The sequence below is a fragment of the Pseudomonas sp. TH34 genome (assembly GCF_016650865.1).
GTDB classification, from domain to species: domain Bacteria; phylum Pseudomonadota; class Gammaproteobacteria; order Pseudomonadales; family Pseudomonadaceae; genus Aquipseudomonas; species Aquipseudomonas yamanorum.
This window is the reverse complement of record NZ_JAEKFB010000035.1, coordinates 279,474-291,870: the sequence shown is the minus strand read 5'-3', so window position 1 is coordinate 291,870 and position 12,397 is coordinate 279,474. Positions and strand designations below refer to the sequence as shown.

The 12,397-nt window shown below is 61.6% G+C and carries 7 protein-coding genes and 2 pseudogenes; 4 read left to right on the top strand and 5 right to left on the bottom strand.

Annotated elements, in window-relative coordinates; genetic code table 11:
- Positions 1-21 precede the first annotated feature (21 nt).
- The 3 genes and pseudogenes from JFU58_RS30585 to JFU58_RS32730 form a co-directional block, all read right to left on the bottom strand.
- Positions 22-1,764 (bottom strand): potassium/proton antiporter, encoded by a 1,743-nt coding sequence (locus JFU58_RS30585; RefSeq protein ID WP_008439183.1) that lies wholly within the window; start codon positions 1,762-1,764, stop codon positions 22-24.
- A 232-nt stretch (positions 1,765-1,996) separates the two neighbouring features.
- Positions 1,997-2,596 (bottom strand): annotated as a pseudogene (locus JFU58_RS32735) (methyl-accepting chemotaxis protein); the annotation flags it as partial.
- 306 nt (positions 2,597-2,902) lie between these two features.
- A pseudogene (locus JFU58_RS32730) lies at positions 2,903-3,556 on the bottom strand (MCP four helix bundle domain-containing protein); the annotation flags it as partial.
- Positions 3,557-3,899: 343 nt separating this feature from the next.
- Between JFU58_RS32730 and JFU58_RS30575 the strand changes: the two are divergent.
- On the top strand, positions 3,900-4,130 hold the full coding sequence (locus JFU58_RS30575) for a hypothetical protein (RefSeq protein ID WP_003209413.1): 231 nt from the start codon (positions 3,900-3,902) through the stop codon (positions 4,128-4,130).
- A complete protein-coding gene (locus JFU58_RS30570) occupies positions 4,127-4,420 on the top strand; it encodes a cell division protein ZapA (RefSeq protein ID WP_017478279.1) in 294 nt (97 codons plus the stop codon). Before JFU58_RS30575 ends, JFU58_RS30570 begins: the two co-directional genes overlap by 4 nt.
- Here JFU58_RS30570 and JFU58_RS30565 read toward each other — a convergent pair.
- Positions 4,417-6,219, bottom strand: a complete 1,803-nt coding sequence (locus JFU58_RS30565; RefSeq protein ID WP_177025885.1) for an acyl-CoA dehydrogenase — start codon at positions 6,217-6,219, stop codon at positions 4,417-4,419. The genes JFU58_RS30570 and JFU58_RS30565 overlap by 4 nt on opposite strands.
- 229 nt (positions 6,220-6,448) lie before the next feature.
- Complete coding sequence (gene putA, locus JFU58_RS30560) at positions 6,449-10,402, bottom strand: trifunctional transcriptional regulator/proline dehydrogenase/L-glutamate gamma-semialdehyde dehydrogenase (RefSeq protein WP_201143025.1); 3,954 nt, start codon at positions 10,400-10,402, stop codon at positions 6,449-6,451.
- A 29-nt stretch (positions 10,403-10,431) separates the two neighbouring features.
- Here putA and JFU58_RS30555 point away from each other — a divergent pair, with 29 nt between their 5' ends.
- Both JFU58_RS30555 and putP read left to right on the top strand, forming a co-directional pair.
- Positions 10,432-10,737 carry a hypothetical protein gene (locus JFU58_RS30555; RefSeq protein WP_177025886.1) on the top strand — a complete coding sequence of 102 codons (306 nt, stop codon included), beginning with the start codon at positions 10,432-10,434 and terminating at the stop codon, positions 10,735-10,737.
- 123 nt (positions 10,738-10,860) lie between these two features.
- Positions 10,861-12,345, top strand: coding sequence for a sodium/proline symporter PutP (putP, locus tag JFU58_RS30550; protein WP_063033437.1), 1,485 nt, complete (start codon positions 10,861-10,863; stop codon positions 12,343-12,345).
- Positions 12,346-12,397 lie beyond the last annotated feature (52 nt).

The window sequence follows — 12,397 nt, the reverse complement described above, 5'->3', positions numbered from 1 at the left end:
GGCGCGCCGTCGCCCCGCAGTTTAGAGGAAGAGTCCGGGGCCCGGGCGACTTCCTTCGGGGAATCTGACGCCAACTTTGCCGATCTTGTTCCCGTCCATGACCGCAACGGTCCAGATGGTGTTGTTCCATTCCACCTGGTCGCCGACCACCGGCGCACCACCGACTTTCTGGGTGATGAAGCGGCTCAGTGGCATGTCCGGGTCGATGCCCTCGAGCTTGAGCCCGTACAGCGCCGAAACCGCGCCCAGCTGGGCGTCGCCTTCCAGTACGAAGTCGCCGAAGAAGCGCAGGTCGAGGCCCCGTTGTGGTGCCTGGCTGAACAGTTTGCCGAGGGCCGGCAAGTTGTGTTCATGGCCGATCACACACAACAAATCATCGACTTCCAGCACCGTACTACCCGACGGATGGAGCAGTTGCTGGCCACGAAACAGCGCGGCGATCCGCGTGCCTTCGGGCATTTTCAGTTCCCGCAGAGCGGCGCCGATGCACCATTTCTCGGCGCCCAGGCGGTAGACGAACAGCTCCCACTCGCTGGTGACGTGCACTTCCAGGGCGGCGCGGGAAATTGGCGCGGGCTCGGGCGGTACCGTCACTTTCAACAGTTTGGCTACCCAGGGCAGGCTCGTGCCTTGCACCAGCAACGACACCAGCACGATGAAGAACGCCAGGTTGAAGTACAGCTGCGCGTGGGGCAGGCCGGCCATCAGCGGGAACACCGCCAGAATGATCGGGACCGCGCCGCGCAGGCCGACCCAGGCGATAAACGCTTTCTCTCGACCGTGGAAGGCCTTGAACGGCAGCAGGCCGACGATCACCGACAGTGGCCGTGCGAAGAGAATCATCCACAGCGCCAGGCCCAGGGCCGGCAGCGCGATGGGCAGAAGATCATGGGGCGTGACCAGCAGGCCGAGCACCAGAAACATGCCGATCTGTGCCAGCCAGGCCATGCCGTCGAGCATATGCAAGATGCCATGGCGGCTGCGCACCGGACGATTGCCGATCACCAGGCCGCACAGGTACACCGCGAGGAAGCCGCTGCCGTGCAAGGCGTTGGTCAGGGCGAACACCACCAGGCCGCCGGAAATTACCAGGATCGGGTACAGGCCGTTGGCCAGGTTGATCCGGTTGACCATCTGCAGCATCAGCCAGCCGCCGCCCAGGCCGATGATGCCGCCGATGCCGAACTCACGGATCAGGTGGCCCAGCAGGCTCCAGTGCAGGCCGGTCTGGCCGCTGGCAAGCATGTCGATCAGGGTGACGGTGAGGAACACCGCCATCGGGTCGTTGCTGCCGGATTCGATTTCCAGGCTGGCGGTGACCCGTTCGTTCAAGCCCTTGCCGCCCAGCAGCGAGAACACCGCCGCAGCGTCCGTGGAGCCGACGATGGCGCCGATCAGCAGGCCTTGAATGATGTTGAGGTTGAACAGCCAAGCGGCTGCCATGCCGGTGAGGCCGGTGGTAATCAGTACCCCGACCGTCGCCAGGGACAGCGCGGGCCAGAGCGCAACGCGAAAACTCGCCACCCGTGTTCGCAAGCCGCCATCGAGCAGGATCACGGCCAGGGCGAGGTTGCCCACGAGGTAGGCAGTCGGGTAGTTATCGAAGATGATGCCGCCGCCGTCGACGCCGGCGATCATGCCCACGGCCAGGATGATCACCAGGATCGGGATGCCCAGGCGGGACGAAAGAGAACTCACCAGAATGCTCGCACCTACCAGCAACGCGCCGATCAAGAACAGGCTGTTGATGGTCGTCGCATTCAAAGGCAGTACTCCATGAGCAGGAAAGACGAGGCGCAAACTGACCATGCAGTCTGCGTGCCAGCGATTCTAACCTGTTGAATTGCTGTGCTGTCAAAAAAGGTGTTGGGGATGTACACAGGTCAAATGTGGGAGCTGGCTTGCCTGCGATTGCGGTGTGTCAGTCACTGGAGATCGTGACTGTCAGATTGCTATCGCAGGCAAGCCAGCTCCCACAAAGTATCGCCTGTGTCAGTTAAAGCCTGAACCGCCCCACCATCCCGTTCAAATCCACCGCCAAACGCGACAGCTCACTGCTCGCCGCACTGGTCTGGCTGGCGCCGGTCGCCGACTGCACCGACAAGTCACGAATGTTCACCAGGTTGCGATCCACTTCCCGCGCCACCTGAGCCTGCTCTTCAGCGGCGCTGGCGATCACCAGGTTGCGCTCGTTGATTTCAACGATGGCGGTGTTGATGGTATCCAGCGACATCCCCGCACCCTTGGCGATATTCAGCGTCGACTCCGCACGCTCGGTGCTGTTACGCATCGAATCCACCGCATGCTCGGTACCGGCCTGGATGCTGCCGATCATCCGCTCGATCTCGCTGGTGGACTGCTGGGTGCGATGGGCCAGCGCCCGCACTTCATCCGCCACTACCGCAAAACCACGCCCGGCTTCACCGGCGCGCGCCGCTTCAATCGCGGCGTTCAGGGCCAGCAGGTTGGTCTGGTCGGCCAGGCCACGAATCACGTCCAGCACCTTGCCGATGTCCCGGGATTCTTCCGCCAGGTTGCCGATCAAAGTCGCGGTGGCTTGCACATCGCTGCTCATGCGCTCGATGGCGCCGACGGTTTCCTGCACCAGGTCACGGCCATCGCCGGCCGAGGAGGTCGCGTTTTTCGAAGCTTCGGAGGTGCTGACCGCGTTGCGGGCCACTTCTTCAACCGCACTGGTCATCTCGTTGACGGCCGTGGCGGCTTGCTCGATTTCATTGTTTTGCTGAGTCAGGCCGCGGGCGCTTTCGTCGGTCACGGCGTTCAGTTCTTCTGCCGCGGAAGCCAGCTGGGTGGCCGAGCCGGCGATGCGCTGCAAGGTGTCCTTCAACTTGTCCTGCATCTTGGCCATCGCCAACAGCAGTCGGCCGGCTTCGTCGTTGCCTTCGACCTTGATCGGGCGCGTCAGGTTGCCTTCGGCAATTTCCTCAGCAGCGTCCAGGGCCTGGGCGATCGGCAGGGTGATGCTGCGGGTCAGCAACCAGGCGAACAGCATGGTCAGCGCCGTGGCCAGGATCAGCAGGATCACCACCAGCTCAAAGGCCATGTCGTATTGGTCGGCGGCTTGCTGGTTGGTGGCGGTGGCCATCTTGTTATTGATGTCCAGCAGGCGGTTCAGTACGGCGTTGACCTGTTCCGAGTTGTTCAGCAGCTCGGTGTTCAGCAGGGTACGCAGTTCGTCCACCTGATTGGCCCGGGACAGGCTCTTCATGCGTTCTTCGATCTGATGGTACTGGCCCAAAAGACGCACGTACTCGTCATAGGCGGCGCGCTCTTCGCTGCTGTCGATCAGCTTCTCGTAGACCGCCTGCGCGGTACGAATCTGTTGATTGCGCACATCAAACGCTTCGAGGGTCTTTTGCTGGACGTCGGGCTCGCGGTTGGTCAGCAGGCGATAGGACAGCACCCGCAGGCGCAGGGTCAGCTGGGTGAACTCGTCCAGGGCGCGAATGCTCGGCACGCTGCTGAGGGTAATGTCTTCCGTCGCCGCGCGAATCTTGCTCATCTGGTTCAACGCGAACACGCCGAGAAACAACATCAGCGCGCCAATCAACGCGAAGCCGAGGAAGGCCCGCGGCGCGATATTCATATTACGAAGAGACATGCTGTGATCCTGGGGAGAAGCGCGATCCATGCGAGGTTTGGGCGGGGTGTCCATGACCTATCGGTCATACGACTAAAGTCTTGAGGGGGTGCGCGCTTTTGTCGCAGTGCGGGACGGTCCGACGGGATTCAGGAACCAGATGCCATAAATGCAGTCACTAAGGCTCGAAAGCGTGGCCTGCCCTGTAAAATCAAGGCCCCGCGCCAGGGATAACCCTGGCATCCGAGGTGATTTTTCTTTATCGTCACCGCCCTTTGAAAAAGCCCGAGAAATCAAAATGTTAGAAGCATCCCTCAGCCAATTGGAACAACTGGTCAGTGACCTGGTACAGCAGAACCAGGATCTGCTGGGCACCAACGAATCCCTCAAGGCCGAACTGGCTCGCGCCAAGGATGAAAACGACAGCTTGCAGCTGAACCTGATGGAGCAGGAAGAAAAGCAGGGCGCCACCGCTGCCCGTATCCAGGCGTTGGTTGAGCGTGTGAGCGCAGGTCCTGTCAGCGCATGAATGAAGGGATAAAGGTCGTTTCGATTCTCGGTGAGGATTACTCGATCAAGGCACCGGAAGGGGAAGACAACACCCTGATGAGCGCCGTGACGATGCTCAAGGCATCCCTGGCCACCACCAAGAAAAAGTACCCGACGCTGATCGGTGACAAGCTATTGGTGCTGGCGGCGCTGAACCTGTGCGCCGAGCAGATCGAAATGCAAAAGCACCATCAGCAGGAACTCGACCGTTACCAAGAGCAAGTCAGCGCCACGGTCGAAGTGATTTCCAAGGCGATCGGACAGCCTTAGAACCACTCATCCTGCATCCCCAGGCACGTGTCATCACGTGCCTCGAGAATCGCCAGTTCATGATGGCAGCCCGGTATTTCCCACGTCAGGAAGTACCGGGCGGCCTGGAGCTTGCCCTTATAGAAGGCGACATCGGCAGCATTGCCCTTGGCCAGCCCTTCCTCGGCGCGAATCGCCTGTTCCAGCCAGCGCCAGCCAATCACCGTATGCCCGAACACTTTCAGGTACAGCGCCGAGTTCGCCAGGCTGCTGTTGACCTTGCCCTGGGCGAGATCCGTCAGCAGGCCGAGGGTGACCTCTTGCAGGCGCGTTACCAGCTGTTCCAGCGGTTCCCGCAAGGCAGTCAGTGACGGGTATGCCTGTGCCCGCGCGCCGGTCTCGGCGATCAGGCGGATCAGTTGTTTCAAGCCCGCACCGCCGTTCTGCGCCAGCTTGCGCCCGAGCAAATCCAGCGACTGAATGCCGTGGGTGCCTTCATGGATCGGATTCAGGCGGTTGTCGCGGTAGTACTGTTCCACCGGGTATTCACGGGTGTAGCCGTGGCCGCCGAGGATCTGGATCGCCAGTTCGTTGGCTTTAAGGCAAAACTCCGACGGCCAGGATTTGACGATAGGCGTCAGCAGGTCCAGCAGTTCGTGGGCCTGTTTGCGCGCCGCTTCGGTTTCCAGGGTGGTGGTGTCGTCGAACAGTCGTGCTGCGTACAGGCCAAGGTCGAAGGCGCCTTCCACATAAGCTTTTTGGGTCAACAGCATGCGCTTGATGTCGGCATGCTGGATGATCGACACCGGCGCAGTGTTCGGGTCCTTGCTGTCGGGCAGGCGGCCTTGCGGACGCTCGCGGGCGTATTCCAGGGAGTACAAGTAGCCGGCGTAACCGAGCATCACCGCGCCCATGCCCACGCCGATCCGCGCTTCGTTCATCATCTGGAACATGCAGCTCAGGCCCTGATGCGGCTTGCCCACCAGGTAGCCGACACACTCGCCGTTATCGCCGAAATTCAGCGCGGTCGAGGTAGTGCCGCGCCAACCCATCTTGTGAAACAGCCCAGCCAGCAGCACATCGTTGCGCTTGCCCAGGCTGCCGTCGTCGTTGACCAGGAATTTGGGCACGATAAACAGCGAAATGCCCTTCACCCCGGCGGGCGCGTCCGGCAGCTTGGCCAGCACCATGTGCACGATGTTTTCCGAGAGCGGGTGATCGCCGCCGGAGATGAAGATCTTGTTGCCCTTGAGGTGATAGCTGCCGTCAGCCGCCGGCTCTGCGCGAGTACGAATGTCCGACAGCGACGAACCGGCGTGGGGCTCGGTCAAGGCCATGGTGCCGAAGAAACGGCCTTCGATCATCGGTTGCAGGAAGCGTTGTTTCTGCTCCTCGGTGCCGAAGCTCTCGATCAGGTTGGCGGCGCCCATGGTCAGGAACGGGTAGGACGTGGAAGCGGCGTTGGCCGACTGGAAGTGTGCAAAACAGGCCTGGGACAGCAGGGTAGGCAATTGCATGCCGCCGGCTTCGAAGCTGCGGGCCGCATTGAGAAAGCCGGCTTCGAGGAAGGCATCCACCGCCGGTTTCACTTCAGGAATCAGAATCGCCTGACCGTTCTCGTAGCGCGGTTCGTTCTCGTCACCCTTGCGGTTGTGGGGGGCGAAGAACTTCTCGGCAATGCTGCGGGCGGTGCCGATGGCGGCGTCGAAGGTCTCGCGGTTATGTTCGGCAAACCGCTCGCGCTGGGTCAGGCCCTCGGCATCGAGGACTTCGTACAGCTCGAAAGCCAGATTGCGGGAACTGAGCAGCGTCTCGGACATGGCGGCTTACCTGTGTGGGAATGGGCCTGAGTCTAAGTGCGCAAATAGAGGCTGGATAGCAAGATTGATCTGGGTGATGGAGGGGCCAAACAACAGCGGTGAGTTGCAAACACGGTCAGTGTGGGAGCGGGCTTGCTCGCGAATGCGGTGGATCAGTCAGTACATCTGGCGACTGACACTCCGCATTCGCGAGCAAGCCCGCTCCCACATTTTGACCGCGTTCCGTCAGTTAGCCGATGGTCATCAGGCTGGCGTTACCACCCGCCGCAGCGGTGTTGACGCTCAACGCCCGCTCGATCACCAGGCGCTCCAGGGCAATCCCGGTTTCGCCCGAAGACAGCCCGTGAACCCCGACAATCGCCCCGCCACGCTTGGCCACTTGCTGGCAAACCCCACGCAGCTGGTCGGAGTCACCGTGATGCAACACGGCATCAAATACGGTTTCATCCTTGGTCCAGTCAGCCACCAGCTTGAACTTCGCCTGAAGCTCCTTCGGCAAACGTGCGAACACGGCCTTGGTCAATTCAGTCTCCGGCCATACCGCCGAGCTGCCGACTGCGAGTACCGCTGCCAGTTGCGTGAGCAGGTCGCCTTCCACTTCCGCCAGGCACAACACGTGCTCGCGGGGCAGGATGGCGTAGCTGTTGCGCTCGCCGGTCGGGCCGGCCAATTGGCGGGTGATACCGCTTTGGGATTGCGCGGCGAACTGCACGCACAGGGCGCTCAAGTCGCTGAGCTTGTTGCTGTCGGCCCAGGCTCGCAGGGCGGTCAGCGGCTTGCTCATGGCATCCCGCAGGCGAACATCCGGTGCTGTCACGGCATCACCGCGAACGAAGGATTGCTCGATGGCATCCGTAGGACGGGTCGACAGCAGACGGTACAGGTACAGCGGACCGCCGGCTTTAGGACCGGTACCCGACAAACCTTCGCCGCCGAACGGCTGCACGCCGACCACGGCACCCACGATGTTGCGGTTAACGTAGACGTTACCGGCATGGACGTTGTCGATCACCTTGGCGATGGTCTCGTCGATGCGGGTGTGCACGCCCAGGGTCAGGCCGTAGCCGGAGGCATTGATCTGGCCGATAAGCTGGTCGATCTCTTTGCGCTTGTAGCGCACCACGTGCAGCACCGGGCCGAAGATCTCCCGTTGCAGCTCGTCGAAGCTTTCCAGTTCGATCAGGGTTGGCATCACGAAGGTGCCGCGCTTGATCTCTTCGCTATCGGCAATGGCGACCTGGTAAACGTTGCGACCTTTGTCGCGCATGGCCTGGATGTGTTTCTCGATGCCGGCCTTGGCTTCGGCGTCGATCACCGGGCCAATGTCCACCGACAGGCGCTCCGGGTTGCCGAGGCGGCATTCAGCCATGGCACCTTTAAGCATTTCGATGACGCGATCAGCAGAATCTTCCTGCAAGCAGAGCACGCGCAGGGCCGAGCAACGTTGGCCGGCACTGTCGAAGGCCGAGGACACTACGTCGATCACCACTTGTTCGGTGAGTGCCGAGGAGTCGACGATCATCGCGTTCTGGCCACCGGTTTCGGCGATCAGCGGGATCGGACGACCCTGTGCATCCAGGCGGCCGGCGACGTTGCGTTGCAGCAAACGCGCGACTTCGGTGGAACCGGTGAACATCACGCCCTTGACGCGCTCATCACCCACCAGGCGGGCACCGACGGTTTCGCCCTGGCCCGGCAGCAGTTGCAGCACGCCTTCCGGAATTCCGGCTTCCAGCAGCAGGCGCACGGCTTGTGCGGCCACCAATGGTGTTTGCTCGGCAGGCTTGGCCAGCACCGGGTTACCGGCGGCCAGTGCAGCAGCGACCTGGCCACTGAAGATCGCCAGCGGGAAGTTCCACGGGCTGATGCACACCACTGGGCCCAGTGGGCGGTGGGCGTCGTTGGTGAAATCGTTACGGGCCTGCACCGCGTAGTAACGCAGGAAGTCCACGGCTTCACGCACTTCGGCGATGGCGTTGGCGAAGGTCTTGCCGGCTTCACGGGCCAGCAGGCCCATCAGTGGCTGGATCTCGCCTTCCATCAGGTCAGCGGCGCGTTCGAGAATCGCGGCGCGTTCGGCGGGCGGGGTGGCCTGCCAGATGGGCCCGGCTTTCAGGGCGCACTGGATGGCGTTGTCGACGTCTTCAACAGTCGCTTCCTGTACGTGGCCGACCACGTCACGCAGATCCGACGGGTTCAACACCGGCGCAGCGGCTTCATTGCTGGAGGTGCAACCGAGCATCGGCGCGGCTTTCCAGTTGTTGTGGGCGGTGGCCAGCAAGGCGCAGGACAGCGACGCCAAACGGTGTTCGTTGGCCAGGTCGATACCGGCGGAGTTGGCGCGCTCGGCACCATACAGGTCGCGGGGCAGCGGGATACGCGGGTGCGGCAGGCCGAAGCCGCCTTCCAGCGTCGCCATCTGCTCGATGCTGGCCACTGGATCGGCCACCAACTCCTGGATCGAGATGGATTGGTCGGCGATGCGGTTGACGAACGAAGTGTTGGCGCCGTTTTCCAGCAGGCGACGCACCAGGTAAGCCAGCAATGTCTCGTGAGTGCCGACCGGTGCGTACACGCGGCACGGACGGTTCAGCTTGCCTTCGGAGACCTTGCCTACAACCTGCTCGTACAGTGGTTCGCCCATGCCGTGCAGGCATTGGAACTCGTACTGGCCGGGGTAATAGTTCTGGCCGGCGATGTGGTAGATCGCCGACAAGGTATGGGCGTTGTGGGTGGCGAACTGCGGGTAGATAACTTCCGGGACCGAGAGCAGTTTGCGTGCACAGGCAATGTAGGAAACGTCGGTGTACACCTTGCGGGTGTAGACCGGATAGCCTTCCAGGCCTTCGACCTGGGCGCGCTTGATTTCGCTGTCCCAGTACGCGCCTTTCACCAGGCGGATCATCAGGCGATGGCGGCTGCGGCGTGCCAGGTCGATCACGTAGTCGATCACATACGGGCAACGCTTCTGGTAAGCCTGGATCACGAAGCCGATACCGTTCCAGCCCGTCAGTTGCGGCTCGAAGCACAGGCGTTCCAGCAGATCGAGGGACAGCTCCAGGCGATCGGCTTCTTCGGCGTCGATGTTCAAACCGATGTCGTATTGCTTGGCCAGCAGGGTCAGCGACAGCAGGCGCGGGTACAGCTCGTCCATCACACGCTCGTACTGCGCACGGCTGTATCGCGGGTGCAGGGCCGAGAGTTTGATGGAGATGCCCGGGCCTTCATAAATCCCACGGCCGTGGGACGCTTTGCCGATCGAGTGGATGGCTTGTTCGTACGAGGCCAGGTATTTCTGGGCGTCGTGTTCGGTGAGTGCGGCTTCACCGAGCATGTCGTAGGAATAGCGGAAACCCTTGGCTTCGAACTTGCTCGCGTTGGCCAGGGCTTCAGCGATGGTTTCGCCGGTGACGAACTGCTCGCCCATCAGGCGCATCGCCATGTCGACGCCCTTGCGGATCATCGGCTCGCCGCTTTTGCCGATGATGCGGCTCAGGGACGACGTCAGGCCGGCTTCGTTGTGGGTGGCGACCAGTTTGCCGGTCAGCAGCAGGCCCCAGGTGGCGGCGTTGACGAACAGCGACGGGCTGTTGCCCAGGTGTGGGTGCCAGTTGCCGGTGCTGATCTTGTCGCGGATCAGCGCGTCGCGGGTGCCCTTGTCCGGGATGCGCAGCAGCGCTTCGGCGAGGCACATCAGCGCTACGCCTTCCTGGGACGACAGGGAAAATTCCTGCAGCAAGCCCTGGACGATGCCTGCACGGCCGCCGGCGCTTTTCTGATTGCGCAGTTTCTCGGCGATCGAAGAGGCGAGCTTGTTGGTGGCTTCGGCCATTGCCGCAGGCAGACGCGCCTGCTCAATCAGCATCGGTACCACTTCCGGTTCCGGGCGACGGTAAGCGGCGGTGATCGACGCGCGCAGCACCGATTGCGGCAGGATGCTCTCGGCGAACTCCAGGAAGCACTGGTGGGCGTGGTCGGTCTGGACCTCGCCGGCTTCTTCTGCGTCCTTGCTGGCCAGGCCGTTGAGCTCGGCCAGGGTTGCACCACCCTCGAGTTTCTCCAGGTAATTGAAAATCGCCTGCTTGATCAGCCAGTGCGGCGTGCGATCAATGGAGGTCGCGGCCGCCTTCAGGCGCTCGCGGGTCGGGTCGTCAAGTTTGACCCCAAGGGTGGTCGTAGCCATCTTTTTATCCTCATGGGTGCCACTACTGCGTGGCATCAGCTGGCGGCAAGATTAGCTTTGCGCCGAGAGAGGTGCAACCGGGTGCAACCCTTTTTATCCATGAAATTTTTGATGTTGATCGGGAAAAAATATCGGCGCAGCCGAATCGGCTGCGCCTTGGTGCATTTACTTCTGACTTTGGCTGCGCTTGCTCCGAAAAGGAGCAAAAACACGGTGTTTTCCGTAAAACACATCAAGGTGCAACTTATTCTCAAGAAACTGGTTGCACCTTATTTGCTTTGTTGAATAGCATTCGCGCCCAAGGTGCAACCTCTTACGGACGGTTCATCGGCTGATGGCTTTCCTGGGGAAACGTCAGTCATAAATGCGCGGCGTCAGGCTTCGTCTATCCACTAGCCAAGTGGGTGGCCGTCCGGACAGACCGCCGCTACATAAAAACAAAGCCAGGGCGTAACTCAATGAGCGTAAGTAATCCTACCCTGATCACATTTGTGATCTATATCGCTGCCATGGTGCTGATCGGCTTCATGGCCTATCGCTCCACCAACAACCTTTCCGACTACATCCTCGGCGGTCGCAGCCTCGGCAGCGTGGTCACCGCGCTCTCGGCCGGCGCCTCGGACATGAGCGGCTGGTTGCTGATGGGCCTGCCCGGCGCGATCTACATGTCTGGCCTGTCGGAAAGCTGGATCGCCATTGGCCTGATCGTCGGCGCCTACCTGAACTGGCTGTTTGTAGCCGGCCGCCTGCGGGTGCAGACCGAGCACAACGGCGACGCCCTGACCCTGCCGGATTATTTCTCCAGCCGTTTCGAAGATAAAAGCGGCCTGCTGCGGATCATCTCTGCGGTGGTGATCCTGGTGTTCTTCACCATCTACTGCGCTTCCGGCATCGTTGCCGGCGCCCGCCTGTTTGAAAGCACCTTCGGCATGTCCTACGAGACCGCGCTGTGGGCCGGTGCTGCGGCGACCATTGCCTACACCTTCGTGGGTGGTTTCCTGGCGGTGAGCTGGACTGACACCGTACAAGCCACGCTGATGATCTTCGCCCTGTTGCTCACGCCGATCATCGTGCTGCTGGCCACCGGTGGCGTCGACACCACCTTCCTGGCGATCGAAGCGCAGAACCCTGACAACTTCAACATGCTGAAAAACACCACCTTCATCGGCATCATCTCGCTGATGGGCTGGGGCCTGGGTTACTTCGGCCAGCCGCACATCCTCGCGCGCTTCATGGCGGCGGATTCGGTGAAGTCGATTGCCAAGGCGCGTCGCATCTCCATGACCTGGATGATCCTGTGCCTGGGCGGTACCGTGGCCGTGGGCTTCTTCGGTATCGCCTACTTCTCGGCGCACCCGGAAGTCGCTGGTCCCGTGACCGAGAACCACGAGCGTGTGTTCATCGAGCTGGCCAAGTTGCTGTTCAACCCATGGATTGCCGGTGTGCTGCTGTCGGCCATCCTGGCTGCCGTGATGAGCACCCTGAGCTGCCAGTTGCTGGTGTGCTCCAGCGCCCTGACCGAAGACTTCTACAAAACCTTCCTGCGCAAAAACGCCTCCCAGGTTGAGTTGGTGTGGGTCGGTCGCGCCATGGTGCTGCTGGTGGCGCTGATCGCCATCGCCATGGCCGCCAACCCGGAAAACCGCGTACTGGGCCTGGTGAGCTACGCCTGGGCTGGTTTCGGTGCTGCGTTCGGTCCCGTGGTGCTGATCTCCGTACTGTGGAAAGGCATGACGCGTAATGGCGCACTGGCCGGCATCCTGGTGGGTGCGATCACTGTGATCGTGTGGAAGCACTTCAGCCTGTTTGGCCTGTACGAAATCATCCCGGGCTTCATCTTCGCGAGCCTGGCGATCTACTTTGTGAGCAAGCTGGGTGCTCCGACGACTGGCATGCTTCAGCGGTTTGACGCGGCCGAGGCGGATTACAACCTCAACAAGTAATCGGCGGGGGCTTGAATGCCCGCCCATAAAAAGCGGCCCGCATCCCATGGAT

Excerpts from the sequence above, each read along its gene's own strand:
- JFU58_RS30575 (WP_003209413.1), top strand. The coding sequence starts at position 3,900 with ATGTTAGAAGCATCCCTCAGCCAATTGGAACAACTGGTCAGTGACCTG.
- JFU58_RS30570 (WP_017478279.1), top strand. The coding sequence starts at position 4,127 with ATGAATGAAGGGATAAAGGTCGTTTCGATTCTCGGTGAGGATTACTCG.
- JFU58_RS30565 (WP_177025885.1), bottom strand. The coding sequence starts at position 6,219 with ATGTCCGAGACGCTGCTCAGTTCCCGCAATCTGGCTTTCGAGCTGTAC.
- putA (WP_201143025.1), bottom strand. The coding sequence starts at position 10,402 with ATGGCTACGACCACCCTTGGGGTCAAACTTGACGACCCGACCCGCGAG.
- putP (WP_063033437.1), top strand. The coding sequence starts at position 10,861 with ATGAGCGTAAGTAATCCTACCCTGATCACATTTGTGATCTATATCGCT.